Here is a 17240-nt window from a genome sequence, read left to right on the forward strand (position 1 = left end):
TCTCCATCGAATGTAAGCAATCCGATTGGATCATAACCTACTGTAATCGCTCAACCCTTTTTGGAACAGGCTCTAAGGCATTTTTGCACCACCAGAACAAGGCGAACACAAGATAGAAGAACAATTCGTAGTTCAGCGACCAGCCGAGTTTGAAGATCGGGCGCCAATCGCTTGGGTCACCCGGTGTGGCGGCGGGTATGAAGAACAGCGATTTGATGAAATAGCCCACATCCGGAACCGTCGTCTTGAACAGTGACGGCAGATAAAGAGCGCAGATGAAAACCGTGATCGTGCAGAGCCAGTAAAGCGGCACGATGCGGAAAACGCGGCGCAGCAGAAAGTCACCGGGCCTGAACGGGCCGTCGGCATTGACATAGGCGATGATGAAACCGCTGATGACGAAGAACAGTTGAACGCCGAACACACCCAGCATCGTGATGGCATTGTTTGTTTCAGCGCGCGGATGCTCGATCGTATGGGCGATCAGCACGGCCGTTGCCGCAAGACCGCGCAATATCTGGATCGAATAAAGCTGTTTTCGATTCTGCATCGTCTATGCCCCCATTGACAGAGCATGCTTTAGCGAATGCCGCGCATTTCCGCAATTACTAGCGTATAGATTGTGAAGGCTTCGCCTTCATGTTTGTGACATTGTGAAGGAAGCCGTCAATTTTTCTAGGATCCCTTCCATTGATGCTTGTTTTGACAGGTTTTGTCTATCGAAGCGGAAAGGGATTTCTATTGTCCAAACTATTGCGAAAGAGTCTTCGTTTGTGATTGACACTGCCATTTACTTTTTATGTTGCCGTGCCAACTCTTTATGCGACAATTACATGTATAGTTTGGTGCTGCTTCGTCGAGAGCGGCACGGTGTAGGGGAGTTGGTCAATGCGCTGGCAAGGCCGTAGGCAAAGTGACAATGTGGAAGATCAGCGCGGGGCGCAGGGCGGTGGCATAGGTGGCGGCTTCGGTCGCGGCGGGGGCCTTGGCGGTCCCGGCTTTCGAATCGTTCGCGGCGGCGGCATTTCCGGTATTCTCATTCTGGTGGTGATGTTCTTCGTGCTGCGTGCGGTTGGTATCGATCCGCTGCCGATCCTGTTCGGCGATGGCAGCATGGGGCCGAGCGTAACCCAGCAAGCCGGTCAATCCGGACGGACCGCTGCCGAGGGGGGCGCGGTTGCCAATGATGAGACAACGCAGTTCGCCCGCACCGTACTGGCTGAGACGGAAGACGTCTGGAGCGGCATTTTCAAGTCACGCGGCCAGACCTACACGCCGCCGACCATGGTGCTCTTTTCCGGACAGGTTCGTTCGGCCTGCGGCTTTGCTTCCGCGGCGTCCGGGCCGTTTTATTGCCCCGGCGATCGCAAGCTCTACATCGATCTGAGCTTCTATAAGGAACTGGCAAACCGTTTTGGCGCTTCCGGCGATTTCGCACAGGCCTATGTCCTTGCGCATGAGGTCGGGCACCATATCCAGAACCTGCTCGGCATTCTGCCGAAATTCAACCAGATGCGTCAGCAGATGAGCGAAGCGCAGGCCAACCAGATGTCGGTTCGTGTTGAGCTTCAGGCCGATTGCTTCGCCGGTGTGTGGGGTTACTACACGGAACAGAAGGGCATTCTGGAGGCGGGCGACCTTGAAGAAGCTCTGAATGCGGCACACCAGATCGGCGATGACACGCTGCAGCGCCGTAGTCAGGGTTACGTTGTGCCGGAAAGCTTCAATCATGGCACATCCGCCCAGCGCGCCAAGTGGTTCCAGCGCGGCTTCGATAGCGGCAAGCTGGAATCCTGTGATACATTCAGCGGTGATGTTTAAAGTCGTTCTGATACTTTAGAAAAAGGCGGTTTCGACCGCCTTTTTCTTTGTGGAGGAAAAACGCCCGTTCTTTTTGTCGAAAGCCCGCAATATTCGCCTTGTCGTGAAATAATTTTCCAGATAAATGCATTCGCACCGGCGCGGCCTTTTTCCGATTTGCAAGCGTGACGCTCAATTTTGAGCGGCGATGGTGCGCGAGTTCTCCAATCAACACAATTTATGAATGTTCCACCTTTTCAGTCGTGGAGCATATTTCAGGTGTCCCATGCATGATCCCCAGTTTGTACGGCGGGGCTTGTTACTCGTCTTTATGACACTGTTCCTCGACATTATCGGCATTGCGATCATCATGCCGGTTCTGCCGACTTTTCTCGAAGAGCTGACCGGTGCGGATGTCAGCACCGCAGCCGTCGATGGTGGCTGGCTTTTGCTGGTCTATGCCGGAATGCAGTTCCTGTTCGCGCCGATGATCGGCAATCTGAGCGACCGTTTCGGGCGACGGCCGGTGCTGCTCGCCTCGATTTTCACCTTCGCGCTCGACAATCTGATCTGTGCGCTCGCAACCACCTATTGGATGCTGTTTGTCGGCCGTGTGCTGGCAGGCATCAGCGGAGCAAGCTTCGCGACGGCATCCGCCTACATTGCCGATGTCAGCGATGACAGCAATCGTGCGCGCAATTTCGGCCTGATCGGCATTGCTTTCGGTGTCGGCTTTGCGCTTGGTCCGGTGCTGGGCGGCTTGCTGGGGGAGTTCGGTCCGCGCGTTCCGTTCTACGGAGCGGCGTTCCTGTCTTTCATCAACTTCATCCTCGCCTATTTCCTGTTGCCGGAGACGTTGACGCGCGAAAACCGGCGCACCTTCCAGTTCGCCCGGGCCAATCCGCTGGGCGCGCTCAAGCAGATGCGAAACTATCCCGGCATCGGCTGGGTGGTGCTGGTCTTCTTCCTGTTCTGGCTGGCTCATGCCGTCTATCCGTCCGTCTGGGCCTTCGTCGGTGCTTATCGCTATAACTGGAGCGAAGCCCAGATAGGTCTGTCGCTGGGGCTTTTCGGTATCGGCGCAGCGTTCGTGATGGCGCTGGTTCTGCCAAGGGTCTTGCCGGTGCTTGGCGAGCGGCGCACAGCGATCACAGGCGTGCTGTTTTCCTGTCTTGGCATGATTGGATACGCCATCGCATGGGAAGGCTGGATGGTTTATGCCGTCATCTTCCTGACGGCGCTGGAAGGTCTGGCCGATCCGCCGCTGCGCAGTATTGCGGCAGGCAAGGTTCCGCCTTCCGCGCAAGGCGAATTGCAGGGTGCACTGACAAGCGTGTCGAGCATTACGACCATCATCGGCCCGCTCATCTTCACGCAGCTATTCGCCGTGTTCACCGGCATGAATGCGCCGTTCGTCTTCGCTGGAATGCCCTATGCCGTCGGAGCCGGACTGGTTTTTCTGGCGCTGGTCATCGTGGTGGCGCGGGTGCGTCCAACGCCCTCGGCCAAGCCCTCAGAGGTTTGATCGATACGGAAAATGAAAAGGCCGGAGTTTTTACTCCGGCCTTTTACTTCGATAATTCTTTTAGAGGGCTTAAGCCGCCTGTTCGCGTTCCGGAAGCGGCGTTTCGCCCTTCTTTTCGCGGATCAGGTTGATGAAGCGGCGGAACAGATAGTGCGAATCCTGCGGGCCGGGCGATGCTTCCGGATGGTGCTGCACCGAGAATACCGGCTTGCCGACGACGCGCAGGCCGCAATTGGTGCCGTCGAAGAGCGACACATGCGTTTCCTCGACATTTTCCGGCAGCGAGTCTGAATCGACCGCGAAGCCGTGGTTCATCGATACGATCTCGACCTTGCCGGTCGTGTAGTCCTTCACCGGATGGTTGGCGCCGTGATGGCCCTGATGCATTTTCTCGGTGCGTCCGCCAAGTGCGAGCGCCAGCATCTGGTGGCCGAGGCAGATGCCGAAGACCGGAAGGTCGGTTTCGACAAGCTTCTTGATGGTTGGAACGGCATATGCGCCGGTCGCTGCCGGATCGCCAGGACCGTTGGACAGGAAGACACCATCCGGGTTGTGGGCCAGAACGTCCTCAGCCGTTGCCGTTGCAGGCAGCACGGTGACCTTTGCGCCGAGGCCGGTGAGCAGGCGCAGAATGTTACGTTTCACGCCGAAGTCGAGCGCCACCACGTGATATTCCGGGGTGTCCTGTTCGCCATAGCCGTCTGCGAGCGTCCATGGAGTTTCTTTCCATGTGAGGCTCTGGCCAACCGTGACGTCCTTGGCGAGATCGAGATTTTCAAGACCGCTCCATGCGGCGGCGCGTGCCTTGAGTGCTTCGAGGTCGAACTTGCCGCTCGGATCATGAGCAATGACTGCGTTCTGTGCGCCGCGCTCGCGGATGAGCGAGGTCAACGCGCGCGTATCGATACCGGCCAGTGCAATGACGCCGCGGTGCTTCAGCCACGCATCCAGATCTTCCGTTGCGCGGAAATTCGATGGTGACGTGATGTCAGCCTTGAAGATCGCGCCGACTGCGCCGTGGCGATTGGCCGGCGTCAGGTCTTCAACGTCTTCGGCATTGGTGCCGACATTGCCGATATGCGGGAAGGTGAAGGTTACGATCTGACCGGCATAAGACGGGTCGGTCAGGATTTCTTCGTAACCGGTCAGCGCCGTGTTGAACACGACCTCGGCTTCAATCGCACCGATTGCACCGAGGCCTTTGCCTTCGATCACGGTTCCGTCCGCAAGTACGAGGATGGCGGTTCGCTTCTCAACAGTCCAGGGTGCTGTTTTCGGTGTGGTTTCTGTCATGGTCTGCACTCCTGATTGTTAGCCGCGCGCCAGCGTGTGCTGTTATTTCGTTGCCAGCTAGAGCGTCGAACTGATGGAATCAAATCGACGCTCTAACTGTTTGTTTCCATGCATGCCGTTGTCCCAAAACCGGTTCCCACTTTTGGGCGGCATGCTTTATGCGGCACGCGTTCGTGTTCCAACGGCCACCGGTAGGGTGGCTTGAAAGATGAAGCGTCAAGGGTCATATATGCGCCAAAAGGCAGCGGGGATTTTAAACCTCCCGCCGCGAGCACGTGCCGATGTCCTGCTAAGCCTTGAGCAATAGAGAAACTTGGACGCCGGGTCAATCGTCCGAGGCCATGCTTTCCTGAAATAATGACGATAATCGTCGTATTATTATTTCTCGGGATGGTGGTTCGGACAGCTCGGCGATTCTATTCGCTTGTTGTATAGATGCAGGAAACGAACAACAAAGAATTTACACCGTCAGGAGAGACGTTATGCTTCGCCAGGAGATTTCCCAGGCCCTCACGACCGCGCTGAAAGCACAGGAGAAGCGTCGCATGTCGACGCTGCGTTTGATCCTGGCTGCGGTAAAGGACCGAGATATCGCCAACCGTACTGCTGGCAAGGACCCGGTCGGGGATGAAGAATTGCTGGGTATTCTCGGCAAGATGGTCAAGCAGCGCGAAGAATCCGCCCGCATCTATGAAGAAGGCAGCCGTCTTGAGCTCGCTGAAGCCGAGCGTGAGGAAATCACGATCATTTCCGAATTTCTGCCGCAGCAGATGAGCGAGGATGAGGTCAAGCAGGCCTGTGCGGATGTGATTGCCGAAATCGGTGCTCAAGGTCTGCGCGACATGGGCAAGTGCATGGCCGTTCTTAAAGAGCGCTATGCAGGCAAGATGGATTTCACCAAGGCCAGCGCCATCGTGAAATCGCTTCTGCAGTGAAAGCGTGAGGCATAAGTGCCTTTCGCTTTTGTTTCAGCCCCCGCTCTGGCGGGGGCTTTCTATTGTTTGGGCGCTATACTCAGCCCTGCTTGACGGCTTTCAGTCGCGTATCGCTGAGGAGGCCCTGTTCTTCGAGGACCGGATAGGCCATTGAGGCGAGAAGCGAGTTGATCTGCTTGAGGTCGCGGATCGTGTCGAGATGGATGCTGCTGGTCTCGATGCTACGGGTGGCACCTTCGCGCAGTCGGCTGAAATGGCGCATGCTGGTCTGCTTTTCCAGTTCACGCAGCTGGTCCTTTTCCTGCACTAGCTGACGGGCCGTACGGCCATCGCGTGAGACAATCACATTGAATGCCATGTGCGCATTGGCCAGAACCATGGCGTGGAAATGGCTGAGCTCCTTCCAGCCTTCGTCAGTGAATTCCAGCTTGTGATCCATCTTCTTTTGAACATGCGCCAGCATGTTGCGCACGATGATGTCGCCGACCTGCTCAAGCTTCACACATGCGCCCAGCAATTCTTGCATGCGCAGCGACTCGAAATCGCTCAGCTCATGGGTTGCAAGTTTGGTCAGATAGAGCTTGATGGCAGCATGGCGCTTGTCCACGCGGTCATCGAGAGCTTCAAGTTCATCGATCCGCACCTGATCGGGCTTCTCATAAAGCTCGATGATCCGCCGCAGCATGACTTCGATCGTGTCGCAGACGCCGACCACTTCGCGGGTTGCATTGGCAAGCGCCTGTGAGGGCCGGTCGAGCACGGCAGTGTCGAGCGCGCTATATTGCTCGATCTCGATGGGCTGCTGTGAAGCCGGGGTGCCCTTGTCCGCATTGAGATTAACCAGAGCCTCTGTTGCGCGCAGCACGAGGCCAGAAAGCGGAATACCGGCAATCATCACGATGACATTGAACAGGATATGCGCATTGACCACCTGCGAAACCGGATCGGTGCCGAGGAAGGCAACCGACGGTTTGAAGGTCTGGTAAAGCACGAGCATGATGAGTGACCCGGCGCCGCGCATCAAAAGATTGCCGAGTGGCACGACGCGGGTTTCAGTTGGCGCATGCCGGGTCAGGATCGGGGCGATGATCGAAGACCCCAGATTGACGCCGAGAACCATCACCACGGCGAGCTCTGGATGGATCAGCCCGCGCGAGGCAAAGGTCGTAAGCAGGATGACGGCGGCAACGCTGGAATGAAACAGCCATGTCATGAGTGCTGCGAGCAGATAGGCAGTGATCGGGTCGCTTGACAGATAGTCGACGATGACCGGCAGCAATTCACTTTGCCGCAGCGGCTCGGTGGCCTGTCCGGTCATTTCCAGTGACATGATGAGCAGGCCGATACCGACCAGAATGCGTCCGATCTGCCGCCAGTCGCGGCGCTCGGTGGTCATGAAGATGCCTGTGCCGATGACAAGGCAGAGCGGTACCAGAAGCGTGAGGTCGTAGCTCAGGATCTTGACGACGAGGGCGGAGCCAAGCTCGCCGCCGCGCACGGCCATGAGGCCTGCAACGCCGCTTACGAAACCTGAACCGACAAATGAACCGACGAGAAGCGTAACCGCTGTCGAGCTTTGCAGGGCGACAGCAAGGGCAAGGCCGAAGGCGACGGAAAGCAGCGGGTTCTGCATCTGGTTGCGCAAGCGTCTGCGCAGCCGGTCGCCATAGGCACGCTCCACCCCGGTCCGAACCATGCGTGTCGCCCAAAGCAGGAGCGCAACTGCACCGGCCAGATGCAAAAGGACCAAAGAACCATTCACGGCAAAATCCCTTCGGGTTGGAGGTTGACATCTGTGATTAAGCTAACGCAACAAATGAAGAAAAAATATGTTCCGGCTAATCAATTCTTCAAGAGATATGGGCTTGTTCGCAATTAAAAGCAATCCATTCCCGCAGCGTCATGACGGATATATGACAGTTTTGTGACAGCGGGCTTGTTTGGCAGCGACATGTGATTAGCGGGGAGGGACATGCCTGCACGATGGACTGTCAGAACGGGCGCGCCTATATACTCTAAGGAATACACTCCCGCTGTCTGAACGAACTGAAAGTGAAATCTGTAATGCGTTTTCCGCCCTCCTTTCTCGATGAGATCAGAGACCGCGTCCCGATCTCGACGCTGATAGGAACGCGCGCTTCGTTCGACCGCAAGAAGAGCAATCCTCCGAAGGGTGATTTCTGGGCCTGCTGTCCGTTTCATGGCGAGAAGACGCCAAGCTTTCACTGCGAAGATCGCAAGGGTCGCTATCATTGTTTCGGCTGCGGCGTAACCGGCGACCACTTCAAGTTTCTGACCGATCTTGAAGGCCTGAGTTTCCCGGAAGCAGTGGAGCGTGTGGCCGATATGGCAGGCGTTCCGATGCCTGCGCGCGATCCGGAAATGGAAAAGCGCGAGGCACAGCGCGCGACGCTTTATGATGTCATGGAGCTGGCTGCGCAGTTCTTCGAAAACCAGCTGCAAAGCGCCGTTGGAGCCAAGGCACGCGCCTATCTGCGGGATCGCGGACTTTCGACCGCAACGCAGCAGTCGTTCCGCATTGGCTATGCGCCAGAGTCGCGCAATGCCTTGAAGGAGTTTCTGGCTGGCAAAGGCGTGTCGCGCGAGCAGATCGAGGCGTGCGGTCTCGTCGTGCACGGCGAGGGAATTGCCGTTTCCTACGACCGTTTTCGCGATCGTGTCATGTTCCCGATCGAGGATTTGCGCGGGCGGATCATTGCTTTCGGCGGGCGTGCGCTTTCTGCGGACGCTCCGGCCAAATATCTGAACTCGCCGGAAACCGAACTCTTTCACAAGGGGCGGGTTCTCTATAACGGATTGCGGGCGCGCAAGGCCTGCCAGCCGCAAGCTGGAGAACCGGCCAAATCCATCATCGCTGTTGAAGGCTATATGGATGTGATCGCGCTTGCGCAGGCGGGTATCCATCAGGTGGTGGCTCCGCTCGGTACGGCGCTGACGGAAGAACAGCTCGAACTTCTCTGGCGCATCAGCCCTGAACCGGTTCTGTGTTTCGATGGCGATGGTGCGGGGCTTCGCGCCGCCTATCGCGCCGTCGATCTTGGATTGCCTGCCTTGCAGCCCGGCATATCGCTGCGTTTTGCACTATTGCCGGAAGGGCAGGACCCGGACGATCTGGTCAAGGCGGAAGGCCCAGCCGCATTTCATGCGGTCCTGCGTGACGCCAGACCGCTGGTCGATATGGTGTGGACGCGGGAAACGACGGGCGGTGTGTTCGATACGCCGGAACGCCGCGCCGAACTGGAGGCGCGGCTGCGTGAAATTACCAGCCGCATCGCGAATGAGGATATCCGGCGCCACTACAGTCAGGATATGCGCGACCGGGCACAAGCCTTTTTTGGCCAGGGGCGTCAGGGGTATCAAGGCGGCGGACAGCGCAATTCGTCTTTCAACCGCAGGAATGATGGCGGACGGGGACGCGGCGGACCGGTGGGCGGCAATGGCCGCCTTGCGATTTCCGACAGTCTGGTGCGCTCCACGCTGGTAAAGGGCGGCAGGCCGGGCGCTGGATCACATGCCCCCTTGCGCGAAACTGCCATCGTGCTGACGCTTCTCAATCACCCACGGCTGATTGAAGAGGATTTCGAGACGCTGGCTGCACTCGATCTGGGACATGAGGCACTCAAGTCGCTGCATCTGGCCATGCTGGATGTGCTGGCTGCCGGCCATATGGAAGATGGTCACGCCATGCGGCACGCACTGGTCAATGCCGGTCATGGCGAGCAGATTGAAATGCTCGAACTCGTGGTGAAGGGTGCGAAACTCTGGACTGCGACGGCTCTGGCCGCAGAAGACGACGCGCGCGAAGCCCTTCGTCAGGCGCTTCACTTGCATCAGCGTGCGCGCACACTACATAAGGAGCTGCGGGCCGTTGAGGCCGCACTTGAAACAGACGAGACAGGCGAATTGTTTGCACGTCTCAGAGATATACAAAATCAGATTTTGAAAGCTGATGCGACTGAAGCTCTGATCGACGGTTTTGGACTGTCTTCGGGGCGCCCACCCGGCGGTTTCTGATTCGGATTTCCGAATCAGTTCTGCGAGAACAGCCGGAAATGCGGGGTTGCGATCCGGAAAACGTGCTCTATCTGGCCAACGAAGAGGTCGCGACAACAAATGATTCGCTTTTTAAGCCCGAATCATGTGAGTCGCTCTTGACGTGTGGCGTAAATGACGGAATCACGACAGTTCGAATAAGGAAAAGAACAGAAACCGGTGATATCCGATGCTGCAAGGCAGCAAGCCGGATTTGGGCCGGAAAAGTGGCCCGGAAAGTGGCGTTGTCTGGTTGACCGCCTGATCTGCCCACAAGAAATCGGAGATGAAGAAGCCCGATACCGATGGCAAGGTTAATCCGCCATTAACAGGAAATCGGCTACTCGCAGAATCAACTGACGGATTGCGACCTCGCAAAACTGTCCGAGAACTCTATATATCTTAGAAGCGACCGGGGTCGCCTGGAGAAGAACATATGGCAACGAAGGTTAAGGAAAACGAAGAAGCCGAAGTCGAGCGCGAAGGTGCTGCCGACGGTCCGCTTCTCGACCTTTCTGACGATGCTGTCAAGAAGATGATCAAACTCGCGAAGAAGCGCGGCTACGTCACCATGGACGAGCTGAACGCCGTGCTGCCTTCCGAGGAAGTGACATCCGAGCAGATCGAAGACACGATGTCGATGCTTTCCGATATGGGCATCAACGTCGTTGAAGATGACGAGCAGGACAACGACCGCGAAGAAAACAACGACGACGACTCGGAAGAGGGCGGCGATCTGGTCGAATCCGGCGGTACGGCTGTTGCCACCACCACGACCAAGAAAGAGCCGACCGACCGTACCGACGATCCGGTGCGCATGTATCTGCGCGAAATGGGGTCCGTCGAGCTTCTGTCGCGCGAAGGCGAAATCGCGATTGCAAAGCGCATCGAGGCTGGTCGCGAGACCATGATCGCCGGGCTTTGCGAAAGCCCGCTGACCTTCCAGGCGATCATCATCTGGCGTGACCAGCTGAACGATTCCAACATTCTGCTGCGCGAAATTATCGACCTCGAAACCACCTATGCCGGTCCGGAAGCCAAACAGGCTCCGGTGATCGAGCGTGTGGAAGAGGAAAAGCCGCGCGATGACAAGCCTCAGCGCCGCTCGCGTGATGACGACGACATTACCAATGTCGGCGGCGACATGCCCGCGGAAGAGGAAGAAGAGGACGAGGACGAAGCCAACCTGTCGCTGGCGGCCATGGAAGCCGAACTGCGTCCGCAGGTCATGGAAACGCTCGACCTTATCGCCGACACCTACAAGAAACTGCGCAAGCTGCAGGACCAGCAGGTCGAGGGCCGTCTGGCCGCGACGGGCGAACTGTCGTCGAGCCAGGAGCGTCGCTACAAGGAACTGAAAGATCAGCTCATCAAGGCAGTGAAGTCGCTGTCACTGAACCAGAACCGTATCGAACAGCTCGTCGAACAGCTTTACGACATCAACAAGCGTCTGGTGCAGAACGAAGGCAAGCTGCTGCGTCTGGCCGAATCCTTCGGTGTGCGTCGTGAGGAATTCCTGAAGGAATATCAGGGCCACGAGCTGGACCCGAAATGGGTAGAGCGCGTGAGCACGCTTTCAGCCCGTGGCTGGAAGGAATTTGCAGCCAAGGAAGAGCGCGCCATCGACCGTCTGCGTTCGGAAATCCAGATGCTGGCGACCGAAACCGCGATCTCCATCGGCGAATTCCGCCGTATCGTCAATCAGGTGCAGAAGGGCGAACGCGAAGCGACCATCGCCAAGAAGGAAATGGTGGAAGCCAACCTTCGTCTCGTCATCTCGATTGCCAAGAAGTACACGAACCGTGGTCTGCAGTTCCTCGATCTCATTCAGGAAGGCAATATCGGTCTGATGAAGGCGGTCGACAAGTTCGAATATCGCCGTGGTTACAAGTTCTCGACCTATGCGACATGGTGGATTCGTCAGGCAATCACCCGTTCGATTGCCGATCAGGCGCGCACCATCCGTATTCCGGTGCACATGATCGAAACGATCAACAAGATCGTTCGTACATCGCGCCAGATGCTGCATGAAATCGGTCGTGAGCCGACGCCGGAAGAACTGGCTGAAAAGCTCGCCATGCCGCTCGAAAAAGTGCGCAAGGTGCTGAAGATCGCCAAGGAGCCGATCTCGCTCGAAACGCCGGTTGGCGACGAGGAAGATTCACATCTGGGCGATTTCATCGAGGACAAGAACGCGCTTCTGCCAATCGATGCAGCGATTCAGGCTAATCTGCGCGATACGACGACCCGTGTTCTGGCTTCGCTGACGCCGCGTGAAGAACGTGTTCTGCGTATGCGTTTCGGCATCGGTATGAACACCGACCACACGCTGGAAGAAGTCGGCCAGCAGTTCTCGGTTACCCGCGAACGTATCCGCCAGATCGAGGCCAAGGCGCTGCGCAAGCTGAAGCATCCGAGCCGTTCGCGTAAGCTGCGTTCGTTCCTCGATAGCTAGGGCCTGGATAGCTGAACTGAACAAACACATACGGGAAGGGGAGGCGATATGTCTTTTTTGAAGCGTCTTTTCGGTGGAGGCTCTGCCTCCGAGACACCGGCAGAGCCGAAAGAGGCGGGTCGCCTTGAACACAAGGACTTTCTGATCATTGCCACGCCCTATAGCGAGGGCGGGCAGTATCAGGTCTGCGGCGTCATTTCCAAGACGATCGATGGCGAAGTGAAGGAATATCGCTTCGTTCGCGCCGACCGTTGCCCCGGCATCGAAGATGCCGCCAGCATTTCGCTGAATAAGGGACGGCAGATCGTGGATGAACAAGGCGAAGCTATTTTCCGCTGAGCCGCCTGCAAGAGAATTGAAAAAGCCGCGCATCAAGATGCGCGGCTTTTGCTTTTTTAGAGCATAATCCGACCGGAGTGAAACGAGGATCGATAAGATTATGCTTGAAATAGAAGACGTTAGAGCGCCGATCTGATCTTATCAGATCGAAACGCGCTCTAACTGTTAATGCGGGTCGCACACCATGGCGACCATTCTGCGCACGATGGGCAGAATGGCGAGGAGAACCGGAAAGGCGACCACCCACGAAAGGGCCCATGCCGTCATCCAGCTGGATGCGAGATTGGGATGGGCAATGCCAAGGGTCTTGGCGGTTGCAATCAACGACACAATGAACGTCATCATGATCGATAGGATGAACGGCATCACAATAGATGCATAGCGTGCAGGCAGCTTCCTGCGGCGTGCGCATTCAAACTGAGACATGTGTATTCCTGAATATTATGCAGGGAAGGCGCAACGAAACATCAATGCGAATTGCCGTTCCCGGCGAGATTGATGCGTTGCCTAACGTAAGACGCTTACGGTCATGATGATGACGCGGGTCTAATAGCCCGATCCGGATCGAATATCAAGTGTTCTGAAATGGCGGCGATTTGTCCACGCCATTCCCGACATAATTCCATTATACGCTGCGTTATGAACGACAAACCATTCTGGCGCACCAAGACCTTGAACCAGCTCACCCGCAGCGAGTGGGAGAGCCTGTGTGACGGTTGCGGCCAATGTTGCCTGCATAAATTGCAGGATGACGACACAAACGAGATTTACTGGACCAGCGTTGCCTGCACGCTGCTCAACCCGGACAGCTGCCAGTGCCGTGATTATCCGAACCGCAAGAAGACGGTGCCGGACTGCGTTTTTCTGACGCCGGAAATCGTTGACGAGGTGGACTGGCTGCCTGTGACGTGCGCCTACCGTCTGGTTGCAGAAGGTTCGGATCTCTATTGGTGGCATCCGCTTATTTCGGGTTCACCCGAAACGGTGCACGAGGCAGGTATTTCCGTTCGCGGCAAGGTGACGGCTTTCGATCACGATCTGGAAGATGACGACGATTATCTCGATCATATGGTGATGCCGAGCCACCGCTGATGGCTCGTTTGCGTTTTTCAAACATTGCGTAAATTTAATCTATGCTTCAAATATAGCAGCGCGGATTTTGTTTCCTTATAACGCATTGAATTTATTAAGTTTATAAAAGCAGTGCGCAGGCATTCCTTCTACTTCATATGAAGCTGAACGGCACATGAACGTTGGTTTTTCATTCTGTTCATCTATAGGGCGCTACTTCTCGGGTGCCTCAGGCAAGACCTGAAAACAAATCGAAGAGGTTCAAAGATGTCTGCTATTTCGCTCAAGTCGTTCGTCGTAACCGCCGCTCTTGGTGTTGCCGCCATCTTCACGACGGCAGCTTCCGCCAGCGCCGCATCGCCGGTTGTCGCTCCAACCATCAGCACGTCGGCAAGTTCTGCCATCGTGAATATCGATTACCGAGGCTACCACCATAGCCGTCCAGCTTATCGTGGCCGTGCCTGCTCCATCGAAGGCGCCAAGATGAAGGCTAATCGCATGGGCATCCGCAATGCGCGTGTCGTCTATCGCGGCAAGTCGGTTCAGGTTCGTGGCTTCCGTCATGGTCGCCCTGCCGGTGTCGTGTTCGCAAATGTTCGTGGTTGTCCGATCATTCGCTAAGGCGCACGGCTTAAGTTTCAAAAGCTCCGGCCTGAGTAAATCAGGCCGGAGCTTTTCTTTGTGGCGGGTAAAAGAAAAGGGGCGCTGGAGCGCCCCTTCGCAATTGCCAACCAGGTTGCCGTTATTCCTTGATCTCGAAAACGACGTTGACCGAAACGTTATAGCTGTTCTCGCCAGCTGCAACGGGCACCGCGTCTTGCGGCGCTTCGGCAGCCATGGTCTTATACTGAGCACGAGCGATTGGCATCGGCATGGGTGGGCGGCTCTGCTCGTTGATCTCGACAACGCGGCCAATGCCTACACCGGCAGCATCGGCAAGGGTCTTTGCCTTGGCGATGGCGTCGGCAACGGCACGCTTGCGCGCTTCATTGATCGTGGCTGCCGGGTTGTCGTTGACGAAGCTCAGATCGCCACCCTGATTGACGCCGAGTGTGACGGATTCATCAAGCACATTGCCGACCTTGGCCAGATCGCGCACGCGTACAGTCAGGCTGTTCGAAACCGTATAGCCGGTGATGCTTGGTTCTTTCAGACCATTCTTGTCGTCCGGATAGACGTAGCGTGGCTGGATGTTGATGCCGCCGGTCTGAAGATCGCGATCTTCGATACCAGCTTTCTTCATGGCTTCGAGTACTTTCGCCATGGCTTCGTTGTTGGCGGTCATAGCTTCGCGAGCGGTCTTTGCCTCGCGCAGTACGGAGAGATTGAGGATGGCCATATCGGGCGAGGCGGTCATGGTGCCTTCGCCAGTGACGGCGATACGCGCAGGCTGCTTCGTCATCTGATTCTCCTGTGCCAGAGCTGGCAGCGTCAGCGCGCCTGCGAGCATGATTGCAGAAAAGGAGGTTGCAAGAAGAGTGGTAGCGCGGTTGTTCATAAAATCTCCTGTAGAGAAAGTTGAGGCAGCTCTGGCAAAGCTGGTTACACCGGAGCGGGTGGCCACTTTGCCTTTGAAATCGCTTATTTCTTAAGTTCCCTCTTATGTATGAAGCCGACGATATCAGATTCGAATTGCGTGCCAATTACAACTGCTGGTTCAAATCAGAAATACCGTGGTTTTAGAGCGGTTCCAGTTAAAGCGGAGTCGCTGGAACCGCTCTAACTATCTGTTTCGTCGCATTATCCTACGCAAAACCGCTTCGCACTTTTGCTGGAAATGCTCTAGGTTGTATGCATCGCAACTGAATATGTGCGCATTAGGGCAACTGATGCATTTGACAGCTTGTATCCCGGCTTTCTTTAGGGTAGGTCAACGTTGCGTGGGGCCTGTAGCTCAATTGGTTAGAGCCGGCGGCTCATAACCGCTTGGTTGGGGGTTCGAGTCCCTCCGGGCCCACCATTTTCTCCCTCAGTAATTTATTTGGCTTATCTTTGGCGAGTTCGCCGTTCTGTGCGTTCGTTTGCAACTCTAAACGAGACTCAGCCGAACCATGTCCAGTTGGTGCAAGTAAAGCGGCTATTCAAGTTGATATTTACAGCAATTAGTTTTTGCATATGATTGAGCATATTCAAGCTCTTTTAAAGAGTATTATGCTGGACTGATACGGATGCCGAATAATCGTTTTCGCTGATCCCGCAGATTCGTATGAGAAGCACTAATTTCGTTGAAACAGACAGATGAAACATCCGTTCTGATTAGCAAAGTGGCTTTGGGTGACAAAGACGCTTTCGCCTCACTTTATAAGGATACTAGCCCGAAACTATTCGCGATTTGCCTTCGTATATTGAAAGACAGATCGGAGGCAGAGGAAGCCCTTCAAGACGTCTATATCAAGATTTGGAAACGTTCGAGTACGTTTGGGATTGGTGAAAGCGTGGCTTCAGCTTGGTTGGCAACTATCGCCCGCAATCATTCAATAGATGTCATTCGAGCAAGAAAACCTGTTACGGAGGATCTTGACGAAGTTCATGATCTGGCTGACGACGTCAATCCAAGCCCCGAGAAGGAGGTGTTGGCAAGAGACGAAGGACGCCGGATAGATGATTGCATGCGAGAGCTCGATCAAGTTCATGCGAAAGCGGTTCGGCAAGCTTATCTGGAAGGTCTCAGCTATCTTGAGCTCGCCAAGGAATTACAAGTGCCTTTGAATACTGTACGCACTTGGTTGCGACGCAGTCTATTGAAACTGAGAGAGTGCATGCAGCGATGACATCAAGCGAGCAAAATCATGGCAAACGCGGTCAGGATGACGTGCTGGCTGGTGAATACGTGCTCGGCGTTTTGTCAAATGAGAAGCGTCGCCAAGTGGAGCAAAGGATGCTTCATGACAAGGAGTTCGCGTTACTAGTTGAGCGATGGCAGATCAGTTTCTCGCATTTCAATGACGACTATCAAGAATTGCCAGTGAATGAAAATATATTCGGAGAAATAGAGAAGCGATTGTTTGGATCGACACAGGATGCAGGGCATACTGTGTCGTTATGGAGTTCTGTTATCTTCTGGCGATGGGTTTCTTTGGCAACAACAATCGCTGCCGGTGTAGCGATTATCTTCGCTTTCGGCGGTAATCTAACGTCTAAGAACAGCGGTCCTCTGGTTGCCGAACTGTCAGCAACAGACGTACGTGTGAATTTGCTCGCTTCCTATGATCCGGCCAGCGGATATCTTCAAGTCATCCCTGTTGCAGCTGGAGCCTCCGGCGAGAAATCGCTTGAACTTTGGTTGGTACTGCAAAAAGGCAACCCGGTTTCGCTGGGCATCTTTAAGCCAGGCAAACAAGGGGAACTTACCATTCCGCTTGAACTACGCGACGATATTACAGCGGGTACGACACTCGCCGTCAGTCTTGAACCATTTGGCGGGTCTCCAACCGGGGTACCATCTGGCCCAATCGTGGCTAGTGGTATTGTGCGCCCATTGTAAGGTGCCACAAGTTTGGCTTGGCTCCTGAAACTTTTCTCTTTCTAATCTCGTCTTCCTCATTGGCTACCTTTTCAGGAGCTTCTGGGCAGGTGTTATCTCCCAGAATTGTTTGCTTTAGGAGGAGACAGACTATGAACCCCTTTACGTTCCGTGCACTTTCAGCAGCAACTGTAATGCTGGTTGCTGCCACATCTGCTTATGCCGAAAATATAGCGCGACAATCAGGATGAGACGCTTGCGACAATCTGGATGAGATTCTTAGGTCGCGGTCGGGATCAAATTATC

The 17240-nt window shown here is 55.5% G+C and carries 15 protein-coding genes and 1 tRNA gene; 11 read left to right on the top strand and 5 right to left on the bottom strand.

Going from position 1 to position 17240, the window contains the following annotated elements; all coding sequences use genetic code 11:
- Window positions 1-37: 37 nt before the first annotated feature.
- Window positions 38-550, bottom strand: a complete 513-nt coding sequence (locus FG152_RS26250; RefSeq protein WP_498989278.1) for an acyltransferase family protein — start codon at window positions 548-550, stop codon at window positions 38-40.
- 338 nt (window positions 551-888) lie between these two features.
- On the opposite strand from FG152_RS26250, the gene ypfJ reads away from it, so the two are divergent.
- Together ypfJ and FG152_RS26260 are read left to right on the top strand one after the other, a co-directional pair.
- Window positions 889-1821 (top strand): KPN_02809 family neutral zinc metallopeptidase, encoded by a 933-nt coding sequence (ypfJ, locus tag FG152_RS26255; protein WP_010659667.1) that lies wholly within the window; start codon window positions 889-891, stop codon window positions 1819-1821.
- A 265-nt stretch (window positions 1822-2086) separates the two neighbouring features.
- Window positions 2087-3325, top strand: a complete 1239-nt coding sequence (locus FG152_RS26260; RefSeq protein WP_029929093.1) for a TCR/Tet family MFS transporter — start codon at window positions 2087-2089, stop codon at window positions 3323-3325.
- 69 nt (window positions 3326-3394) lie between these two features.
- Here the strand turns inward: FG152_RS26260 and carA are convergent, their stop codons facing one another.
- Window positions 3395-4618, bottom strand: a complete 1224-nt coding sequence (carA, locus tag FG152_RS26265; protein WP_010659669.1) for a glutamine-hydrolyzing carbamoyl-phosphate synthase small subunit — start codon at window positions 4616-4618, stop codon at window positions 3395-3397.
- A gap of 482 nt (window positions 4619-5100) precedes the next feature.
- Between carA and FG152_RS26270 the strand changes: the two genes are divergently transcribed.
- Window positions 5101-5553 carry a GatB/YqeY domain-containing protein gene (locus tag FG152_RS26270; RefSeq protein ID WP_010659670.1) on the top strand — a complete coding sequence of 151 codons (453 nt, stop codon included), beginning with the start codon at window positions 5101-5103 and terminating at the stop codon, window positions 5551-5553.
- Between the two features lie 79 nt (window positions 5554-5632).
- Here FG152_RS26270 and FG152_RS26275 read toward each other — a convergent pair whose 3' ends face one another.
- Complete coding sequence (locus FG152_RS26275; protein ID WP_498989282.1) at window positions 5633-7315, bottom strand: Na/Pi cotransporter family protein; 1683 nt, start codon at window positions 7313-7315, stop codon at window positions 5633-5635.
- 302 nt (window positions 7316-7617) lie between these two features.
- Here FG152_RS26275 and dnaG point away from each other — a divergent pair, with 302 nt between their 5' ends.
- The 3 genes from dnaG (at window position 7618) to FG152_RS26290 (ending at window position 12400) form a co-directional block, all read left to right on the top strand.
- The gene (dnaG, locus tag FG152_RS26280) at window positions 7618-9588 is read left to right on the top strand and encodes a DNA primase (RefSeq protein ID WP_498989285.1); all 1971 of its coding nucleotides are present in this window, start codon (window positions 7618-7620) and stop codon (window positions 9586-9588) included.
- 454 nt (window positions 9589-10042) lie between these two features.
- The gene (gene rpoD / locus FG152_RS26285) at window positions 10043-12061 is read left to right on the top strand and encodes an RNA polymerase sigma factor RpoD (protein WP_010659674.1); all 2019 of its coding nucleotides are present in this window, start codon (window positions 10043-10045) and stop codon (window positions 12059-12061) included.
- Window positions 12062-12109: 48 nt separating this feature from the next.
- Window positions 12110-12400, top strand: coding sequence for an HlyU family transcriptional regulator (locus FG152_RS26290; RefSeq protein WP_010659675.1), 291 nt, complete (start codon window positions 12110-12112; stop codon window positions 12398-12400).
- 165 nt (window positions 12401-12565) lie between these two features.
- Here FG152_RS26290 and FG152_RS26295 read toward each other — a convergent pair whose 3' ends face one another.
- Complete coding sequence (locus FG152_RS26295; RefSeq protein ID WP_010659676.1) at window positions 12566-12826, bottom strand: DUF2798 domain-containing protein; 261 nt, start codon at window positions 12824-12826, stop codon at window positions 12566-12568.
- A gap of 213 nt (window positions 12827-13039) precedes the next feature.
- Here FG152_RS26295 and FG152_RS26300 point away from each other — a divergent pair, with 213 nt between their 5' ends.
- Window positions 13040-13492, top strand: a complete 453-nt coding sequence (locus FG152_RS26300; protein ID WP_029376061.1) for a YcgN family cysteine cluster protein — start codon at window positions 13040-13042, stop codon at window positions 13490-13492.
- A gap of 246 nt (window positions 13493-13738) precedes the next feature.
- Window positions 13739-14092 carry a hypothetical protein gene (locus FG152_RS26305; protein WP_010659678.1) on the top strand — a complete coding sequence of 118 codons (354 nt, stop codon included), beginning with the start codon at window positions 13739-13741 and terminating at the stop codon, window positions 14090-14092.
- Window positions 14093-14213: 121 nt separating this feature from the next.
- Here the strand turns inward: FG152_RS26305 and FG152_RS26310 are convergent, their stop codons facing one another.
- Complete coding sequence (locus tag FG152_RS26310; RefSeq protein ID WP_029929089.1) at window positions 14214-14969, bottom strand: SIMPL domain-containing protein; 756 nt, start codon at window positions 14967-14969, stop codon at window positions 14214-14216.
- Window positions 14970-15354: 385 nt separating this feature from the next.
- Here FG152_RS26310 and FG152_RS26315 point away from each other — a divergent pair.
- From FG152_RS26315 to FG152_RS26325, 3 genes are all read left to right on the top strand, one after another.
- Window positions 15355-15431 (top strand) — tRNA-Ile (locus FG152_RS26315).
- Between the two features lie 265 nt (window positions 15432-15696).
- Window positions 15697-16242 (top strand): sigma-70 family RNA polymerase sigma factor, encoded by a 546-nt coding sequence (locus tag FG152_RS26320; protein WP_029929087.1) that lies wholly within the window; start codon window positions 15697-15699, stop codon window positions 16240-16242.
- Entirely contained in the window at window positions 16239-16955 is a 717-nt protein-coding gene (locus FG152_RS26325) for an anti-sigma factor (RefSeq protein WP_010659681.1), read from the top strand. The genes FG152_RS26320 and FG152_RS26325 overlap by 4 nt, the downstream gene beginning before the upstream one ends.
- Window positions 16956-17240: the final 285 nt, after the last annotated feature.

The organism is Ochrobactrum sp. XJ1 (assembly GCF_024701725.1).
In the GTDB taxonomy this organism is placed as follows: Bacteria; Pseudomonadota; Alphaproteobacteria; order Rhizobiales; family Rhizobiaceae; genus Brucella; species Brucella anthropi.